The 19,389-nt window shown below is 47.1% G+C and carries 17 protein-coding genes; 3 read left to right on the top strand and 14 right to left on the bottom strand.

Annotated features, from left to right (window positions below):
* The 14 genes from KQI17_RS02585 to KQI17_RS02520 form a co-directional block, all read right to left on the bottom strand.
* Complete coding sequence (locus tag KQI17_RS02585; protein ID WP_216494670.1) at window positions 1-1,134, bottom strand: hypothetical protein; 1,134 nt, start codon at window positions 1,132-1,134, stop codon at window positions 1-3.
* A 66-nt stretch (window positions 1,135-1,200) separates the two neighbouring features.
* Window positions 1,201-1,632, bottom strand: coding sequence for a hypothetical protein (locus KQI17_RS02580; protein ID WP_216494669.1), 432 nt, complete (start codon window positions 1,630-1,632; stop codon window positions 1,201-1,203).
* Window positions 1,633-1,637: 5 nt separating this feature from the next.
* A complete protein-coding gene (locus tag KQI17_RS02575) occupies window positions 1,638-2,663 on the bottom strand; it encodes a hypothetical protein (protein ID WP_216494668.1) in 1,026 nt (341 codons plus the stop codon).
* A complete protein-coding gene (locus KQI17_RS02570) occupies window positions 2,650-4,599 on the bottom strand; it encodes a VirD4-like conjugal transfer protein, CD1115 family (RefSeq protein WP_216494667.1) in 1,950 nt (649 codons plus the stop codon). Before KQI17_RS02570 ends, KQI17_RS02575 begins: the two co-directional genes overlap by 14 nt.
* The gene (locus tag KQI17_RS02565) at window positions 4,565-5,698 is read right to left on the bottom strand and encodes a hypothetical protein (protein ID WP_216494666.1); all 1,134 of its coding nucleotides are present in this window, start codon (window positions 5,696-5,698) and stop codon (window positions 4,565-4,567) included. Before KQI17_RS02565 ends, KQI17_RS02570 begins: the two co-directional genes overlap by 35 nt.
* A gap of 218 nt (window positions 5,699-5,916) precedes the next feature.
* Window positions 5,917-6,549 carry a DUF6100 family protein gene (locus KQI17_RS02560; RefSeq protein WP_216494665.1) on the bottom strand — a complete coding sequence of 211 codons (633 nt, stop codon included), beginning with the start codon at window positions 6,547-6,549 and terminating at the stop codon, window positions 5,917-5,919.
* A gap of 7 nt (window positions 6,550-6,556) precedes the next feature.
* A complete protein-coding gene (locus KQI17_RS02555; protein WP_216494664.1) occupies window positions 6,557-7,087 on the bottom strand; it encodes a DUF5697 family protein in 531 nt (176 codons plus the stop codon).
* Window positions 7,088-7,211: 124 nt separating this feature from the next.
* Window positions 7,212-10,106: a VirB4 family type IV secretion system protein gene (locus KQI17_RS02550; protein ID WP_216494663.1), complete on the bottom strand. Its 2,895-nt coding sequence runs from the start codon at window positions 10,104-10,106 to the stop codon at window positions 7,212-7,214.
* A 13-nt stretch (window positions 10,107-10,119) separates the two neighbouring features.
* Window positions 10,120-11,466, bottom strand: a complete 1,347-nt coding sequence (locus tag KQI17_RS13515; protein ID WP_253285651.1) for a C39 family peptidase — start codon at window positions 11,464-11,466, stop codon at window positions 10,120-10,122.
* A gap of 81 nt (window positions 11,467-11,547) precedes the next feature.
* Entirely contained in the window at window positions 11,548-12,633 is a 1,086-nt protein-coding gene (locus KQI17_RS02540) for a hypothetical protein (RefSeq protein WP_216494662.1), read from the bottom strand.
* Window positions 12,634-12,659: 26 nt separating this feature from the next.
* Complete coding sequence (locus tag KQI17_RS02535) at window positions 12,660-13,370, bottom strand: conjugal transfer protein TrbL family protein (RefSeq protein ID WP_216494661.1); 711 nt, start codon at window positions 13,368-13,370, stop codon at window positions 12,660-12,662.
* A 157-nt stretch (window positions 13,371-13,527) separates the two neighbouring features.
* On the bottom strand, window positions 13,528-13,818 hold the full coding sequence (locus tag KQI17_RS02530; protein ID WP_253285662.1) for a hypothetical protein: 291 nt from the start codon (window positions 13,816-13,818) through the stop codon (window positions 13,528-13,530).
* A gap of 321 nt (window positions 13,819-14,139) precedes the next feature.
* Window positions 14,140-14,766, bottom strand: a complete 627-nt coding sequence (locus KQI17_RS02525; RefSeq protein ID WP_216494659.1) for a hypothetical protein — start codon at window positions 14,764-14,766, stop codon at window positions 14,140-14,142.
* A complete protein-coding gene (locus tag KQI17_RS02520; protein ID WP_216494658.1) occupies window positions 14,766-15,716 on the bottom strand; it encodes a helix-turn-helix domain-containing protein in 951 nt (316 codons plus the stop codon). Before KQI17_RS02520 ends, KQI17_RS02525 begins: the two co-directional genes overlap by 1 nt.
* A 771-nt stretch (window positions 15,717-16,487) precedes the next feature.
* Between KQI17_RS02520 and KQI17_RS02515 the strand changes: the two genes are divergently transcribed.
* Genes KQI17_RS02515 through KQI17_RS02505 form a run of 3 tightly spaced genes read left to right on the top strand, consistent with a single transcriptional unit; the run spans window position 16,488 to window position 19,376 of the window.
* Window positions 16,488-16,706: a helix-turn-helix domain-containing protein gene (locus tag KQI17_RS02515; protein WP_216494657.1), complete on the top strand. Its 219-nt coding sequence runs from the start codon at window positions 16,488-16,490 to the stop codon at window positions 16,704-16,706.
* Window positions 16,707-16,758: 52 nt separating this feature from the next.
* The gene (locus KQI17_RS02510) at window positions 16,759-18,006 is read left to right on the top strand and encodes a site-specific integrase (protein ID WP_216494656.1); all 1,248 of its coding nucleotides are present in this window, start codon (window positions 16,759-16,761) and stop codon (window positions 18,004-18,006) included.
* Window positions 17,931-19,376 carry a site-specific integrase gene (locus KQI17_RS02505; protein WP_216494655.1) on the top strand — a complete coding sequence of 482 codons (1,446 nt, stop codon included), beginning with the start codon at window positions 17,931-17,933 and terminating at the stop codon, window positions 19,374-19,376. Before KQI17_RS02510 ends, KQI17_RS02505 begins: the two co-directional genes overlap by 76 nt.
* Window positions 19,377-19,389 lie beyond the last annotated feature (13 nt).

The following is a 19,389-nucleotide window of genomic DNA, read 5'->3' as shown; positions in this document are numbered from 1 at the left end:
TTAGTTGTCCTCCTCATAGTTTTCCGTGTCAGCAGGCGCTGCACCCACATCGACTTTGAACCAGTACTGACCGTTGACAGCGCCGACGGTGTGATTCGTGGTTCGATCGAAGTAGCGGATAGCGATGCTCTTGCCGAACAATTTACGAGCTACCTTTTCATCGACTTCGATCGCGAGAACAGCTTCAGGAGGATTCTTCAGCTGATCGATATGCAGCTCGGGCTTTTTTACACGCAGAAGAAGACGGCCGCACTTGTCGTATTCATTGCCTTTTCCTGTCGCTGCATATACTGTAGTGTTCTTACGAGGCAGGTAGACAATTAACAACACAGCGAAACCTGCACATGCGAGAGTGCCAATGATGACAGGCAGCAGCGCGATAAAGCCGGAATCTTCCTCAGCGATGGGAGTACCGAGATAGGTTACGGTGTACTGGATGCTGGAGACGCCGGACGAAGTGACCTTGCCAGAATACTCGGCGGTTGTGATATACCCAGTTGCTTTGGTTGCCTTCGCACTTCCGGAGTATGTGGCGACTGCAGAATAGGTTGCGGGAACTAACTCGTCGCCCACAAGAGCGGTGCTTTCCACCGTCCAAGTTACATTGGAAAGACTCAGCGTGCGGCCGTCTTTTATGACGGTCTTCTCAATCAGCCCAGAGTCGTTACGAGCGAGCCCTGTGTAGTTCTTCGTGGCTGTAACGGTATAATTGCTGCTGGTATAGCCTGCAGCTTCCGTCTTCAGAGTGCTGTGATTTAAGGCGAGAGTGCCTTTGGCGGTGCCGTCTTCATATTCAAGTGTGGGTTCCAACGCCGCCAAGATGTCTTCCAGATTCTTCGTAGCAGTGGTGACCGTGACAACCTCTTTGTGCATGGTCTCTTCGTTGAATGTCTGTTCCTTCTTCACGGTGTCGCTGTACACATACAGAATTCCATCGTGTTCGAAGTCCTTTTCGATGAGATCGCCGGGGTCCTGATCAGGCAGAAGTGTGAATACTTTGACAGCCAACTGCTGACCGTTAAGGTTCTGGTAGGTGATGTCATCCGGCACATATGAGGCTGCACTGGCGCTGACGCAGAGACTCATACTCATACAGAGCACAAGACTCATGATAGCAATCATTCGTTTTTTCATTGATTTATGCGGTGGGGGGAGTGGACCCACCGCTGACCTCCTTCATAGTTGATTTGGTAGAGGATATTACTGCTGCTCCTTTTGAATTGCTGCAGAAAGATGTGCTCTGCCGAGCTTATACTCGGAGATGCAGTTGAGTAAGATCTCCATAAGGTAGTCGCGATTGAGCTGCTCATTGATCCAAGCGCATTCACGATACATATAGATGCTGCTACTGTCAGAGAGCATAATGCTGTGCCATCCGACGACGGACTCGATGTTCAGCTCGTTGGCTGCTCGATACATAGCATCGGCGTTTTCCTGAGCAAAGAGGATCTTATCTGCCACAACAACGGATAGGATCGGATAAGTGCGGATGATTGAAACAAGGACGACGCATTCAATATCGTCGTCCTTATGGATTGCAACATAGGTGTCGCCATTTTCCTCAACGATATTCAAACAAGCGCGGATGACCGACCTGCAGTTCTCGTTGAGTTTTTGATTATTCTTCGTCATGGCAATTACCTCAATTTGGAGTGACGCCGGATGATTCGGGTGATCAGGCCAAAGGCAACCCCGGATTCTTCATCAACGCTACGAACCTGAAAACTGACGGTATCCAGCTTGCTGGGGATCTGCTTGGTGTGATAGAGCTTGGTTTTGGCGTTTGCGCCGGCCTGAAGGCGAACGAAGATGAGTCGGTCATAGACACCGGTGACAACGCCAAAGTAATTGGAGCCGGGTACCAGCTTACGAAGTGCCGGGAGGTCGGGGTTCTCGGTGGCAGCTTTGACAGAGAGTCGGACACTGAATTGGCCGGTTGCTTCATCTTGTACAATAGCCATCACGCGTGCAACAACAAGATCTCCGGTGGAATAGAGGTCAGTCACATCAGGGAACCACTCCCAAGAGAGCGCGGATGCGGAGATGACGGAATCAACCCCTACTGCCTCAACTGTAATTCGATTATTGCCGACACCAATGACTCGGCAGGCAACGCGGATGCCGACTTTGACACGACCGGTTGCATAGAATTTAGCCTGCCGTTGCAGCATCGCAGCCTTTCGGCTTGCGACTGCGGCGTGGTTCTTGAGATCTACGCCGACGAGGATAAAGTCAATGGTTGCTCCGAGCATCCTGCCAAGTCGCATACGATGCTCCAGAGGGATGTCTTCATTCTCGGGCCAATCATCCAAAAACATTTGCCGGCCGGGAATCAGAACGCGGATGCCTTCGTAGTCAACAACGCAGACAGGAGAATTGCCATCCATGGACTCAAGGCCACTAACAATGCCGGTCAGAACGAGCTTACGACGAGCTGCACCTGCCATGTAGTTCCACTTTACATCGTCGCTGTCAGCTGGCATAATGCCGCGTTCTTGGTCATTGATGGTCAGAAGATCATTGTCGCTGCGGATGGGTGCGATGGGCCCCAAAGCGGTGACTGTAGTGGGAGGCGATTCGGCGGTTTGTACCTCCTTTGCCTGAAGTTCAGGATCATTTTTTTTGCTGGGCATAGTTAAAACCTTCCTTTCAAATAGTCTCATTTATATCAGTGCGCTTTAGGCCAAGTGCTGCTGCGGCCGGATTCGTAGTAGGTGGTTTCTCTTCCACGAATTCCGATACCGGTGGCACTTCGGCTTTCGACGCATGTAAAATGGCTTGATTGGATTCAGATGTGGAAAGAGCCCGGCTGGCAGCTTCTTTCTTCCAGTCGGGCTCGTGATATATGGATTTTGTGCTACGGAGTTTTTTATACTCCGTGTGTTTTGAGTAATCGAAGCGATGGGCTTTCCAAACCTTCTGACCTCGAATGAATACCAGCTCTTCGTCTGGCTTAATTCGGAGAATTTCGTCAGGAGTCATCAGTTGACGACGGTCGAGAGAATTCGTTTCGCGGTAGGATGGTGTGTAGTTTGTGATGCGCATGGTATTGAGTTCTCGCATGGTACCTTCTATTTCTACGCTGGAAACACCGATGCGATCGCTGAAGTATTCCGCAGTGAGTAGGTCTGTGCAACCAAGAAATATGGTCGTATCACACGCACCGAGAATTTCCTGCCATTCGTCATCTGGATACCTGTTCTTCATCTGACCGATGTTTTGGAAGAAACACGCAATTGAGCAGCCACGGCTTCGGATCGTGCTTGCTTTTTTCGAAAAGTCAGGAATACTACCTGCGCAGTTTGGAAACTCGTCCAAGATGAATTTTACTTTCGTGGAAAGGCACCCGCCTTCACAGCGGCTGTCAGCGTAACGAATCAGGCGGATAAAGAGAAAGGCGAAAAAGAGAGTGGATAGGAATTCAAAGGTTTTGTCCTGATCAGATACAATGCAGAAGTATGCGCATTTTTGTTTCCCTGGCAATTCCAAATCGATCTCATTGTAGCTGGTGATGTTCTTAACTTGCTGCGCTTGCATTACCTGCAACTTACTGCCAAGACCAATAATCACGCTGGTACGAACGGTCTCACTGGATTGCATAAATAGAGAGAAGGGGGCGAAGGCTGGAGACGGAGGCATGACTTCGCCGGTAAATGGGTTGACATGTTCGCCACGAATCGCGTGCATCCTTTTGGTGAGGCTGCGCTCATTCTCATTGACCAACATATCATACACGGTGCCAAAATTGCGTTTTTCTTGCGGCATCTCTAAAGACACATAGAGAACCAGTGCCTTCAATAGATTGAGCTCGGCGTTGTACCAGAATGCGTCATGATCTTCGCCGGTGGTGTTGGAAAGCACAATATCAGAGAAGGTCTGAGCCATCAACTCGCTTGAGCCGACTTCACCCAGACAGTTCCAGGAATCACTATGATCCATCTCAATCAGATTGAGAACTTTCACTGTATAACCTTGGTCTCTGAGATACTCCGACATCGAATCATAGAGTTCAGATTTGCAGTCGGTGATGATGACGCTCTCATTCCTTCTGGCAGCTTGTAAAATGAGATTTCGCGATACGGATCTGGACTTGCCGGTTCCTGAGGCACCGCAGATTGCCATATTAGCATTGAGCCGTGTGTTCGCCGGAAGAGTGAAGACTTGACCACTCTGGGTCATGCCAAGAATATCTTGTTTTGTTTTGGAGCAGGATGTGATATCGAAACACTCAGCAGCTTCTTTATCCGTCATAAAGGCTGCCGTTCCATAGCTGCCATTACTGGAGATAGTGAGGTTGCGGTCACGATCGGTAGTACCACGCGAGCCCCAACCGAGCCGAAGACCGAAAACACATAGAAGAACGATGCCGATAGTGACAATGCTAAGAGCGATCAGTCCCTCAGGAAAGTGAAACAGTGCTGTGAATGCATCAATAATGTGCAAAGACGGAAGACCGGGGGAAACATGGTAATCGCTTCCGGCTGCTTTCCATTTGTTAATGTTGATGAGGAATTGAGCAATGATACCTGCGACATACAAAAGCAAAGAGATTAGCACGCTAAGGCTAGCGAGACTTGTTATTCTCTTTTTCCCATTCATACAGACCTCCTTCTGGAATTGCACGGACTTCAATTTTGGGCCCTAATATGAGTTGGAGCGTTTCAACTTGATATTCAAAACATAAGAGAATGGGGCTGTATTTGAAGCCAGACGGTGCAGCGTCGATGTTAAGCAGGGAGAGTAGGTCAAATTGATAGCCCAAAATGACGGCTCTCGAATTGTCCGGTGTGACAGCATCGTAAGATCTTGTGGGTGTAGGAGGTTCCTTAAAACCTTGGAGTGCTGCGTGATTTACTTCCTGCTGCCATTGAGGATCGCAAATTGTCTTGAGTTGAAAATCACCTCTATAACTGTTTTCTACAAAATAGCAGTTGTTATAAGCGTCTGATACCGTAAAGTAACGACTGCGCTGATTGACACTGTATTTAGCTATCTTTGGAGCCACGTTCAGACTGCTTGCTATAATGACTTGGCTGAAACTTCTGCATGCGAAACCGCGTGAAGTCAAAAGTGTATCGATTGATGCAACGGTGTTTTCCTCGTTGTTCTGCATCCAGTACATTCGCGTATGCCCGGTGTGATAGAGACAGTAACAGTGAGTGCCTCGGACAATGACACCGAGAATCCGCGATGATTTGGCTACGCTGTCCGCTTCGAAGGCTTGTATGCCATCGCGGAGCTCACCTGCAGAGTAGTAATAGGTTTTCTGAGGGTCAATCGGTATTGCTCTGTGATTGGGGGGCATGAGGGATGGCTTTCGATCAGGGAGGACCTCGGCTCCTGCATTCAAAGCCATCATAAGGCCGGTTGCAACTGCGTGGAGTCTCAGAGTTTTTTCAATGTTGATTCGATTGACAATGCCGCCATGCGGCTGTGAAAGAATGTATTCTAATGCGGACGGATCTTTGGAACTGATGTAGTCGAGCCCCAAATCGGTTAAGCGCAGTGAGCGAATGACTCTTTGACGATATACGCCTCGCCATACCGTTACATAACCACGTTCGATGGCACGATACTTGATGTGACGATTCCACCACACCGCACCTCCGATACGCTCAGCCAATTGTGAAGGAAACTCTCCGCAATAGCCAACAAACCAAAGAAATTCAAGCATCCGATCATTGACATGAGTAATCATGACTCACCTCCAGCTCGGAATAAACAGGCTGCCAAAAGACTGCCGACATAATGAAGAATCGCTGAGTAAGAATGCCGATTCGGTCTAAACCATAAAGACCCCGGATGAAAAAATGCCATGTTCAATACCCAAATCTGTCGGCGCAGGGCAGCATTTTTGAAAGTCGAGAAATCAATACCCATTTCTGATGCGGTTTTTTTGTGGGTTTGGGTATCTGATTACAGGAACATTTTAGCCCATAGAGGGAGCGTGTCCGGCAGCATCAGATAGAACTCGGTACAGTCGCGATCCGAGATTTGGGTGGTCTGAAGCACCGAGCAAAGAAGCCCACTGTCATTTGTCAGAAAGACTGATTCAATGACATCCAGATAGCGTTTCGTTTCAATGTTATCGTAGTCTCGTACTCGACGGATACCTAAGGCCTCATCATACCTGTGAACGATGCAGATCATGCACTGACCGAAGCGTTCAATTGGAGTTTCGCGTTGGAAGGAGACCAGACAGTTTCGAAGGGGGCGCGTAATAAAGAGCGTTCCATCGCGCGCCCTGCGACTGGGCAGAATAGCAGGAACGGTAATTTTAAGCCATTTGGGTTCTTCAACGATACTGATTGCGAGCGCAGAGGCGGTGACCTCGCTCGTTGGAGTACAAGGCCCCATTGCACGAGCCGCCAGTGAACGTACAGCCAGTGTGTTTAACTCGCTGGAACGCACAAGACTATAGAGCTCATGCTCAGGATTGTATCGCGGAGATTCCTCCAAGCGTCTGGATAATTTGAAAAGCTCCTGACTCATACCGTCATAATTGGTAGCAGTCTCCTGAAGCAATTGCTTAAATTTGTAGTTTTCCATTTGTACCTCACAATTCATAAATCTCAATTACCCCTTTGTCGCCGACATGAATCACATAGTCGTTCTTCATGCGGCGGTCAATCGTGGTAATATGCTGCAGATCACGGGTGATAAGGTATCGAATTGTCCCTGAAGGAATCTCCTCGCTGGCTTCATTGACCTGCTGAGCATTGCGACCGTTGAGTGGGATAAGATCATAGTTTTTGGATTTCGATGCGACTGTCAGAATTGCCGGCGCTTCGCCGGCGCAGAAATCTTGAGCTTTATCCTTGATGAGAATGAACGCCCAAAAACACATCACGCTATTCTCTTTGTCAATGCGCGATGCGGTGAACTTGCTTGATGCAAGATAAATAGAATCCGGAGAGCGATATGCAAGCCCCTCACGACTAAGCAGAGTCAAAATTTTTCCATACTGACTGTCAGAAAGATGAGAGAAGAGCTCGCGCATTTGCCCACGCTCTACAACACCGAATATTGCGAGTAACTGTGTGATCAGAGCCAATTCACGATTATGGGATTGCTTTGCAAAAGACATTTTCACACCTCCGAGTGTTTTCGCTTTCAAACATATAGCGCACTTTTTGAAATGATGTACGCACAGCGTTCTTGATATGTTGAACTGCAAATAACTGCGTTTCAAATCAAGAACGCTGTGCGAATTAGTTTCCTTGATGGGTTTGAAGAATCTGGCTGAGTTCGTAGCGGTCGGTGGTGATCAATTGCTTCTCAAGATCGGAGGCTTTGAACTCAACTGTGATATGGTTGCTATTGGTTGAGATCAGGCCGTTACCTCGCTCGAAGCGTGTGATATTCATAATCTCGGCATCGGTAAGTTTTAGGGCATCTTGCACGCGAATTGCTTCATCATCCTCAAGATTAAGGACAATTTTCGTTTTTGCGTTGTTGATGATGCCTTTACCGTATTTGCCGCCATCGAGAGCGAAAAAGTCATTTAGATCCTGCGTGGCAGCGATTGCAGCACCGCCGTAGCCGCGAATGATTTTGAATATTTCCAGGCAGAATTCTGCGGCCATGGAGTTGCTGCCTGCGCCTACCAGTTGCCAGATTTCATCGATGAAAATTGCCTTCTCCTTCGTTCGATCTTCCTTTGCTTTATCCCAGACAAAGTCAAGAGCGAGAAACATACCTACGGTAAGAAGATCGCCGGTGAGTTCTGAAATATCAAGGACTGTGTAGGGATTAGAAAGATCCACATTGGTTTGCTGGTTAAATGTTTTTGCGGAGCCATGCACCAGGCGATTGAGGATGTTTCCTAAACGCCTGGTCTCATCTGATGCCATGAGGATGTTATAGACATCTTCAAGCAAAGGCATTGTACGATAACGGGTTGAATCGTGCGGATCGATTAGAGAGTCATTGTCATGCGTGATTCCTTTCTCTGCGTAGGTTGTGATCAGTGCCTCGTCCAACAATTGCTTCTCCTCATGATTCATGTCGGGAATCAGAAGGCTGAAGAAGATATGCAGCTGTTGGATTTTTCGCGCCAGAATGGAGTTCTCATTGATTACACCATCGATGATTGCATTAGCTGTTTGGTCGATGCGACGGATCTCCATAATGTTGATACACTGCTTGGAGGCGGGGCTTATGGAAATAAATTCGCCGCCCACATTCCTACAAGCGCGTAAAAACTCATGGCCTTTCAGTGGCGCAATAATAAAGACCTGTGTACCCTTTCTGCGCATTCGAAGTGCCATGAGCTGCATGGTGAAAGTCTTGCCGGCACCGCTGGTGCCGAGAATAGCCATATTGGCATTCTTATAGACACGGCTGTTAAAGATATCGACAATGACCAAACTGTTGTTATGCTTGTTGACACCGAGCAAAATACCGTTCTCATCAGATAGCTCATATGAGGTGAATGGATAGCAGCTGGCGATTGTAGAAGTGAGCATGTTTCGCTTGCTATGCTCGAAAAGCACCTTGTTTAACTTACAAAACGGCATCACGGCGTTCATAGCCATTTCCTGACGGAAGCGACATACAGTGACATCCATATCCTGTGAGACCATCATTCGTTTGACCTCAGCGGTACGCCATTCGAGATTATCAAGGGAGTCTGCTGTAACTGTGATGAGGATCGTCGCATAATAGAAGTCTTCGTAATTGGCCAGACCTTGTTTGAGGAAGTAGCCGGATTTAATAGCTCCTTCGATGTCATCGTAATCTGTATTTGTGTCAGAGGTATCCTTGATGCGGCTGCGATTGATACGGATCTGCTGACCAAGCTTTGACTGAATCCTGTCTTTGGGTTCTCGCTTGAAAAAGAAATCTACATCGATACCCTCACCGGCATTGACCATAAAGGAAGTCCAACCGGCAACTACACGGCTGTTAAAGCCTTGAGAAGGGACGAATAGATAAGTGTGATAGATTCCATCCATCACAATATAAGAACCATGAGAAAGATCCACGCGTTCTGGTGCAATGACCTGAGGAACGGTGATTTCAGGCTCTGGAGCTTTGGATACGACCCGCTGTATTTGCAATTCTCTGATGCGATGCTCCAATGGAATCTGCTCACTGGTTTCACGATTGAAAACAGTGTAGAGGATCTCAAGCAGAAAAGCGTTTTCATCATCATGACTGATAACTGCATTGTCGCAGTGCTGGAAGTACTGGCGGGCAGTTCTTGCTGCAGTTTCCAGTGTGGATACGACTTCTGCATAGTCGCTCTTGCGGTTGTTGAATGTCGGTTCATACTCAAAGATCAGAAGAAAACGTCGTGTAATTGCCTCACGGGATCCGATGGTTTTAATCAAGTTATAGTAGTCCTGCTGTAACTCACGACACTTGGGATCTGTTTCTTTTGACATGTCATGCGCAATAGCGTTGAGGTGCTTGCTGATATCTGCTTTCTTAGTTACAACCTTGATTTGCAGCTTAACCGGACTGATTTTCAACCAGCTGGCAAAGGCAGCAATAATACTCTTTTGCTCTCTGGTGCTGCGGAGAAGAAAGTTAATCGGTTCCACCTCAAGAATCTTGATATACCGGCCATCTGATAGGTGAACGATGCCATTGCGAATGTCCTTCACGGGAATGAGATCTTCTGTATGCCCTTCTTTCTTTTTGGGTTTCGCTGGGTTAGATGGCTTCAGCCTTGCCTTACGACGCTTCTTGTTGTGCCTTTGCGGGACTTTCTTGATCTTGATACCTAACTGTTCAGGCGGCTGATGTGAAGTTGTTTGAGTCTTGCTTTTTATCTCGGTGGAGAGATTGGAAGCATCGCTACGGTACAGTATGCGCCTGCTTCTGAACCATCGGATAAAGGCAATCAGAAATTCCGAGAGAGAATCACCTTCTATGCCAATAACACCAAAGATGCCAAGAGGTAAGGTTACAAGACACAGGAGAATGATTCTTACTGTAAGCGAAAATGGAAGACGAATAATCGGAAGCCCGGTGAGGACAACTAAAACGGTAGCTTCAATCGCATTACGGATGCGAATGGAGCCACCGAACAGACGCCCAGTTGTTAGAAAGTTTGGCGGGATGTAATACACATCTCGCGTTTCCTTTAGTGTGCTCATCTTCTACGCCCCCTTAGTTACCGATAATCCAGAACGGACCACCAGCCCATGCGTTCTTGCTGGCTTCCTTGAGGATAAGAGATAAGTCCCAAGCTCTTTCAGAGCGCGAATAACTCGCGGGGTCTGCAACCAGTATTTTCCCATCGGCTGTGACTCCCCGAAGTACGATGAAGTGGCCTGAACTGGTGAAATGGCCCTTTGTCATAAGGGCAACAACAAGCTTACCATGAGAGAGCGCATCAACGATGCGTTGAGGCTCAGAGGCAGTGCATCCTTCCACATTCAAAGACCATGCTTCGGCGGCTTTTGGAATGAGATTGTGATATGAACCACTCTTACTGCACCAATATCCATTTTCATAAGACCACTGAGCCATGTGCGCGGGATCGACGGTGTCGGAAGTCAAGCTTGAAATGACGATAGACATGGCTGTAGGGCCACATCCGTAGCCACCGACATGATCAGTTCCGTATGGTGCATTTGCCCAGCGTTCGTCGAGCTGATTGTAATAGACAACCTGCGTGACACCATCTGTAAAGATGACACCTTCATAGGAAGCGCCCATACCGGAAAACTCCGTTGCCGACAGTGCTTGATACATACCATCGCCTAAAAGAACCGAGAGGTTCAACGCATAGTTACTTGCCAGAAGTTTCTGGTCATCAGTCAACTTGAAGATTTTATCTTGGAAGTAGGCTTCGCCGTTATACTGCACTTCGTATACGCGAACTGTGACCGCTACTTGCTTTGCAGTTCCGGTCTTAGGATCCGTTTCACCCTCGATATACCGCGTTTCATCTGAATAGGTGTAAGAGTACAGCTCGCTCTGATTTGCTCTGAGGATTGCTTCCATATCGGATAACGAGATGGAAGCAATCTCTGCATTTTTGCTTGCGCAATACATGGAGATGAAATAGTTGGCATTGAAGATAACATCGGATCCGTAGGGGTTATTGATTTCCATATCATCGCAGCCAGAACCGGCAAAGTTAGACTCAATACGAGTGAGCACATCGGCCAATCCTTCAGAGAGAATTGTGCTGATGCTATTGTTGAGCTCAACCATGTTTTGAATTAGAACTGTATCATCTACGATTGCATTCATTGTACCCGTACCGTCACCGAAGAATGATCCGAATATAACCGATGGCAGCATGGCCAGCATGATGAGCGGAAGTAGAAGGGCAGCAATAATCGGAATAATCCAGTCTTTTGCGCTCTTGGCAGCTTCAAGGGCTGCTCCGTGCATTCCGCCGGTAGCAGCCCCCTTTGCAATATTTGCGACCGCCTTTCCGGTTTTGGCTGCGGCCTTCACATTTGATTCTGCAGTTGTGTTCTGCGATTTGTTCTCTTCATTCATCAAACGTGATCCTTTCTTTTGGGTATTTGAGGCATTTGACTGACGATTTTCTCGTCATATTTGATTTTGCCAGAACTATCCTCATATGGGAGTGCGTTCAACCGTTGGCTGAGCGTATTGCTTATACCAGGACTCACCATCCGCAGTTTTGACGGTTTCATAGTCCCCAGCAGGCGTCATATACTGACCTGCGTTATACATAGCAAATTGTCGCTCTTCGCCACCGCCTGCGGGTGTTTCAAAACCGGTAATTCGGCCTCCGCCGATCTCGACATCGCGGAATGTAGGAGGTTGCGTGGGAATTGGGTTTTGTCCAACTGCAGATTCTTGGCTTGCACCTGCCGTATTGGTGGATTCAGAAGAAACCGCTCCGATCGGAGAACTGCCTACAAACGGAACGCTAGCCCCTGCAATCCCACCATCAATTGAAATGGCATCCTCGGAAGAATCTGATTCCGTTGAGGCGGCCGCGCATATGGTTGATCCCGAGTCGAAACCTGCGTGTGGCTGCGCGGGTGCAACGCTATTACCACTTGGCGAGTATCCAAGATAGTTGGAGAGCGCGCGTGCTGCTTTTGCGCCGGTGATGGAACCTACTTTTGAGATGTTACCAGTTGCAACAGCACCAACAACATCCGTTGCGAATTCACCGCCAGAATTTAGGCTGGAGCTGAACATAGCGCCTCCGACAATGCTGCTAAGACCGGTGCTGCGATCAACGGCACTGGCTGCCGCTGCATTTCCAACTGCGCGTTTCGCTATACTCAGCATCCCGTTACCACCACCGGTAAAGGCTTGCCCGGTAACGGTGGTATTGGTTGAATTGGAAGAACTTCCGCGATTGAAAATGCTGCCTATTGCGCCACCGGTTGCTTTCACAGCACCGCCAATTGCACGACCGGCGATCATCAATTCGGCAAGCATACTGCCGCCGGTTCGACCGACATTGATGCCGAGTGAAGTCATGAAACTGTCAATCTTCTGACTGATTTTTAGAAAGCTGACTGCACACAGGAACCAAATAAGCAAATTGCCGGAGACTTCCTCTTGGCTGGATCCCGCTATTGCACTTTCAACATCAGACTCACTGAAAGCAAGTGCGGAGGTGGATATGAGTGCAATCGTCATCATCGCACAGAGAATAAAGAGTGTTTTACGATGTTTCATATATAAGCCCCTTTCGCAGACTCGTCTTACCAAGATAAGGGGTTGGCAAGAAATGCACCAACCATGGAGACAAACAAGCGTAGACACCAAGCATTCATAATCAGTAGAAATAACTGTCCTCCAAGCATACGGCACCACGAATTGAAGATGTTGGAGGTGTTCTCCGAAGCCCCGGTAGCAAAGGCCATAGGAGCTGTAAAAACAAGAACACCGACCATGATGTAGCGCTCAGCAGCTTCGAAAAGAAGTTTGATATAGTTCCAACCGATGATGACGACCAGAATCGTAACAATTAGACTGACAGAGCCGTTGGCGAGGCAACCGACAATTACGGTGAGCACACTTCCAAAGTTTCCGAAATCAACACTAGGCAGAGCTGTATCGACGATCCACGAGTATGGTGTCCCGGCAATGCGCAGTGTAAGATCCACAATTTGATTGGCATAGTAAGCGAGAAAAATGAAAAGTACAGAACGAATGGCCAGCTTGATCGGATCCTCCGCACTGAGACCGATTCCTGAGCCATAAACCTTGAATAGCTGCCACACGAGGTTCAACAGAATAAAACCAATTGCTATGGCTACGAACACATCGTAGAGTGTTTCTGCGGCTGGAAAGTACCGAAGGAATACACTCATGTCACAGCCCAGTGCGCCAAGCACTGAGCCGTTGACCATGTCCAGTAAATTCATGATTTGGGTTGCGAGCCATTCAACGATGCTATCAAGTATTCCCATAGGGGTACCTCCTGATAGCAATTAGCCCTGCATGTCCCGGAACTCAAGCTCCTCAGGAATCATGCTTGCTGCGGCTAAAGTTGCCAGAACGCCGGCAACCATGCCGCCCAGAAAACTGATAATAGTCTTGTTCATATGCGGCTCCTTTCGGTTGTAATCAGGGTTTCCAAGTACCACCCTGGAAGAAGGGCGTGATATAAGCCATCACGAAGCCCAGTGAGTTAAGGATTGCCCAAGTGATGATGATGCGCTTCAACCATGCCCGCGACTCATCTACGGTCTTGCCAGACTTGGAAAAGTTCATCAATAGAAGTGCAATACTCGCAGTGACAATGGCGGCAATCGTTGAGATGCCGAGCACTTGTGTGTAAACATCCTGCATAATCTCACTGGCCTTGGTCCAAATGGTGTCATTGGCTGCGTAGGCACTTGTTGGCAGCAAAGTCATTGCTGTTGGAAAGAGAAACGTTGCGTAAAGCGCACGGCCTTTGTTAAATGCCTGCAGTTTCTTGCTGAGCTTGCTGCGCAAAGCAGCGATTTTGAAACTCATGGTGGATAACCTCCTTTTCATGTTTTGCCGTTCCAGGATGCAAAAAGGGCCCAGTAAGAGGTGATAGTGCGATCGACTTCTTACAGGGCCTTATGCCAACAAAAATACCGCCATCTCTGGCGGCCTCTTGTACGATATGCATTTTGGAACGATGACATAGTAACATATCGATAGTCTAATAGCAATCGAAATACAGTCTAAGTTCTGTCTAAAAACAGTCTAAGCTGTCGTGTCCGGCAAAAACTCTTTGATGATACCGATACAGTCACGGGCTGTGTATCCCCACAAAATGCGATCCATTGCATTGATGGCTGCGTTGAGGTAATTGTGATAAGATGCCGGTGACATCGGATATCCCAGCCGATCCAGTTCACGAATGATCTGTTCTCGGTTACGGGGCTTGGTCTTAGTGAAGTAGGTCTGATAGAGTACTTGAAAGTACAATTCACCGTGCTCTGGATCTAATTTCACGCCGTCCAGCGCTGCGTGGATGATCTCCAACATATTTTTGCTTCGTATAACGCTCTGAGCGTAGCTTTCCAGCTTTGTGTTGGATAGATCAATGCCTGCGAGCTCAGCGTTCAGCTCCAATGTGGACAGCTGGGTGCTGTGATCCAGTTCCATTCTGAGATTTAGCTCAGTTTCGGACAGATTAACGGCATAGGAGACTCTTCGATACTGCTTGAGCAGATATTTCGTGTTGTGGAAATGATTCGGCAGTTCCGTCCTACTGTTCAGATTGCTGAGCTTTTCCACACCGATATGGAGACCAGTCTGAATTTCCTCCTTGACCGCTTCTTTCTCAATAGCAAAGGCAGGCCTTGCGGGTTTCTTCGGGATCGGCATTATTGATCAACTCCTTGTTTTGGCATTTTGGGAGGCCCCCTATATAAACCAGTTTCCAGTTCTAACTTACCCCAGTCTAAAGAACTATAGAAGATTAAGGGGACTGGGCGGGCAAAAAAAGAAGACAAGGGCACACGAAATACTTGAATTCGCAGGGTTTTGCCGCCCTCAAAGATAATCGGCGTGCGTGGGACGCCGCTTTGGACACTAAACTCCAAATTTTGATTGTCTTCAATAGGTTCGACAGCTTTAGCAATTCCAAGGATTTCACCGATGCGCATGAGCTTTAGCTGTTCACAGTCTTCTCCAAAAATCATCTCCCGGAACAGACACGGAGAAATGACAGAGCCGCGTGAGCTTGAAAAACTCACGCGGCTGATGATACCGGCTTCTTCAATTTTCAGGATAAAACGGCCGACTCGCGATTTAGACCAGCCCCAACGCCTGGCTAAATACGAGTACGAGAGCAATGGCTGTCCGTTCATGTTGGCGTAATATACTACAGGCATATATTCCGAGCCTTTAACAGTGGGGTCATTCAAGATGGTGTGCAGCCACATATCCATGATGGCATCCAACTCGCTGAATATTAAATTGCCATTACGCTTGCATACGGAAATGAGCTTACGCCCTTCGGATAGAGGAAAAAAGAAGAAACCAGAACCCTTGTAACTGTAATAATTGTAATTCAGATGTACGCAATTCCGTTTCCAGTTTGCAATGGTGAAACGTAGGAGACCACTGTCTTGATCCAGCATTTCATAATCAAGGAGCCCGGCGTCTTTGAAGTAATCCATCAGCTCTATGGCTTGAGCTTTTGAATGAACACGGAGGATGCGGGGCAAAGCAGATACTCTACAGATCCACTGTCCCGGGCCTTCCATATACCATTGGTCACCAATATGTTGGCAATTGCTGCGGAAGTTTGCGTAGGAGTATAACGCCATCAAGCTAAATAGGCGTAAGGTTCCCTCATTACGAAAGTCTTTGTGGTCGAAGTGATATCGAAACCACCTTTTCAGAATGCGAGACTTAGGAAAGCAGACAAGCTGCTTATTCTGTGTGCAAGACACGCCGTACACCTCCCTTCGAAAATGGTATAAAGGCAATCTCAAGTCCTCTGGTCTAAAGGATCACAGGCATTTCAGCACTCGTCCCATTCTTGTGGGCAAGCCGCCCCTCGGTGTGTGGCCTAGCCGGGCGGGGTATCATTATTTTCCCATGCTGTCATCGCTCTGGGCTTGTCCTCGGCCCTTAACACCCGCTACGGTGGCTCAAACATGGTAACGTCTTGAGATTGTATGAACTTTTCAAGGTGCAAGTGCCAGAGATAGATTTGAGGGTGTTGGTCGGACGATTATCAAACCGTAATTACCCTCTCGTAATAAATGGAGAAAAGAAGGGAGTAAACTGGCCCCCTTTTTCGAAATATTTTTGAAAATTGCAAAAAAAATTTCCGGTAGCTCAGTGAGGATCTGAGTTGCCGGAATTTTTTTGAGTTTTTTGCGTTTTTGGGGGCCAGATTTATAGGGCGTTTTCTCCATTTATTATAGAAAGGTTTTTATACAGTCTGAGAAATGGCTCTTCGTATTCTGTGTGACTCGAACATAGTGCGCTGTTGTTACTGCTGCATCAGCTTCGTAATACAGAATGAATAGATCATAAAGAGGCTGTTGAGAAACCGTTTGTATGATTTATGAGTTGAAAGGACGGTAATTGAAATGTTGGAATCTACCTATAAAAAGTATGAGGAATTGCCCCTGTTTTTGAATGCGAAGATGGTTGCCCGTATTCTGGGGGTTTCTGATTGCAGCGCATACGAGCTGATGAAAGAGGAAGGGTTCCCCTCTATGCAAATCGGACACCGATATGTAGTCCCGAAGGATAAGTTTATCCAGTGGGTAGATCAGCAGACTTGCGGCCTGCAGGCTGACGCATAATACAAGGCCAGGGAGACCTTTCCCTGGCCAATAGAATACTGAGGAGGGAGTTATGGCGAAGTCAAGTAAAAGACCATCGGGCGATGGATTGCTTCGTAAGCGAAGTGATGGAAGATGGGAAGGTCGCATTGTTGTCGGGCATAAGAAGGATGGCAGCGTAATATACAAGACCGAATATGCAAAAACTCAAAAAGAAGTTCTGCAAAAACTCCATCAAAACATTGAACGATATCGTGATATTGATCTTTCAGAGGATTGCCGGATGACTCTGGCAGAGTGGCTTGATCGATGGCTGAACGACTATATGGCAAACAGTGCCCGCGAATCGACATTGGAGGGGTATCGACGCTATATGAAAACCTATGTCAATCCTATCCTTGGCAACAAACAGATCAATTTAATTACAACGTTGGATGTACAAAAAATGTACGCCAAGATCAGAAAGCAGGGCCGAGTTAAAAATCACCCAGAGTATGGTCATCGCCTAAAGGATTCGTCTGTTCGAAAAATCCATATGATGCTGCACCACGCGATGGATACTGCAGTGCAGACTGGGCTGATCGCAAAGAATCCTACTGAAGGAACGGTAGTGCCTAAGAATAACTATCCTCCGAAGACGGTGCTTGATGATGAACAATTGGATCGATTCATGGAAGAAATCAAGAAGGATCCAATCTGGTATGATTTCTTTTATACCGAAATGACGACAGGGATGCGGAGAGGTGAAATTTGCGCCTTGCAATGGGATGACTTTGATGAAGAATGTGGAACAATCAAAGTGCGGCGGTCTTTTACAACAGGACGCAATGGTAGGAACACTATTGGAGATACGAAAACCTTTTCAGGGAATCGAACAATTCTCTTACCTCAAAGCACAGTGCGAGTTTTAGCTGAACGTAAGAAAGAAGCGCTGACAAAGTGGATTTTTCATAATCCTGTATTTCCTGAAAAAGCTGTTGCACCAGAAGCGGCATACCGCCAAATGAAGAAAATCTTGGTTAGCGCTGAATTGCCTAACATCAGATTCCATGATTTGCGCCATACATTTGCGACACATGCCATTTCAAGTGGCGTCGATGCTAAGACACTGTCAGGCATTCTTGGCCATACCAATGCTTCTTTTACGCTAGACACCTATACTCATGTTACAGGAGATATGCATCGTAAAGCAGCGGAAGTAGTTGGGGATCTTTTGGGAAATATTGTTGGAGAGGAGTTAGCAGAATGGGGCAGAGAAGAAAAAATGGGAACGGAACACTGTACCAACGCAGTGATGGGCAATGGGAAGGCAGGTACATAATCGGGTATTCCGAAGATGGATCTGTCAAGAAAAAGTATGTTACTGCAAAAACAAAAAAAGAGTGTGCGGAAAAGCTGAGCAAAATCAAAGAGGAAGTGGGCTTGCGGTCGGATAAGTTGGATCCTGAAATGGCATTTTCAAGTTGGATTGAAATCTGGTATGAGCTCTATTGTAAGCCAAAACTTCGAGTAACAACTCAGAAAAACTATGAGAATTTCATTTACAATCATATCATTCCGAATATCGGCAATATCTCACTGAATCAGATTACGCAGGCAAAGGTTCAGCAGTTTTATTCTAAGATGAAGAAGAATGGTCGGATTACTCACCGGGATGTATATGGAAATGGACTTTCTGATCGCTCTGTCAGGACGATTCATGCCATATGCAGATCGTCTTTAGAAAGAGCGTGTGTTGAGAATCTCATATCGGTGAATCCGACAATAGGATGTAAACTTCCACCTAAAAAGTCAGGCGAGATGAAAGTGCTTTCAGCGGCAGAAGTTCGCCGTTTTTTAATACAAGCTCGGGTTGAGGGAATGCTGCCATTGTATTTGTTGGAACTCTCAAGTGGCTTGAGACGTGGTGAAATAATAGCGCTACAGTGGAAAGATCTTAATTTTGAAACTGGAGAACTCCGGATTGATAAACAAGTCTATCGAGTGGATGGGGAACTCATGGTTATAAAGCCGAAAACTAAAGCTTCAATACGAACAATCATTCTGCCCGAGAGCGTTCTTCGTGTTCTGCGTGACTATCAGCTTACAGTTGCATCGAAATGGATGTTTCCTTCTTTGTATGATGATAACAAGCCACGGGATCCTCATTCTCTGGGAACGAAACTGCATGGAATTCTTGAAAGGGCTGGATGTAAACAGGTGAGATACCACGACTTGCGCCACACCTTTGCTACGCTCGCATTAGAACAAGGAATGGATGTAAAGTCGTTATCTGCTGTGTTGGGACATGTGTCCTCAGATATTACACTGGACATTTACGCACACATTACAACGGATATGCAAATTGAGGCGGCGCGAAGTATCGATAGGAGTATCGGCAAGGCGAGTGAATTGGATTCAAGATCAACAGTAAAGGTGGATGACAAGCCTAAAGATGATTTCAAACCAGTCCTTAATACGACCAGAAGGCATCCGGGTACAGGGTGCATCTCGGAAATCAATGATCATTTATATGAAGGCCGTTGGTCACCAAAATGGATTGACGGGAAGAGATTATCTCGCAATGTCTATGCAACAACGAGAGAAGAATGTGAGTTGAAACTTGCGCAGCTGATTCGCGCAAGTAAAGAGGAACTTGCAATGCTAAAAAAAGCTAAAGGCAAAAAGGGAAGACACACTAAAAAGCAATAGGAATGGAAAAGAG

The sequence above is a fragment of the Oscillibacter sp. MSJ-31 genome, assembly GCF_018918025.1.
In the GTDB taxonomy this organism is placed as follows: Bacteria; Bacillota; Clostridia; order Oscillospirales; family Oscillospiraceae; genus Hominicoprocola.
This window is presented reverse-complemented; position numbering and strand designations above follow the sequence as displayed.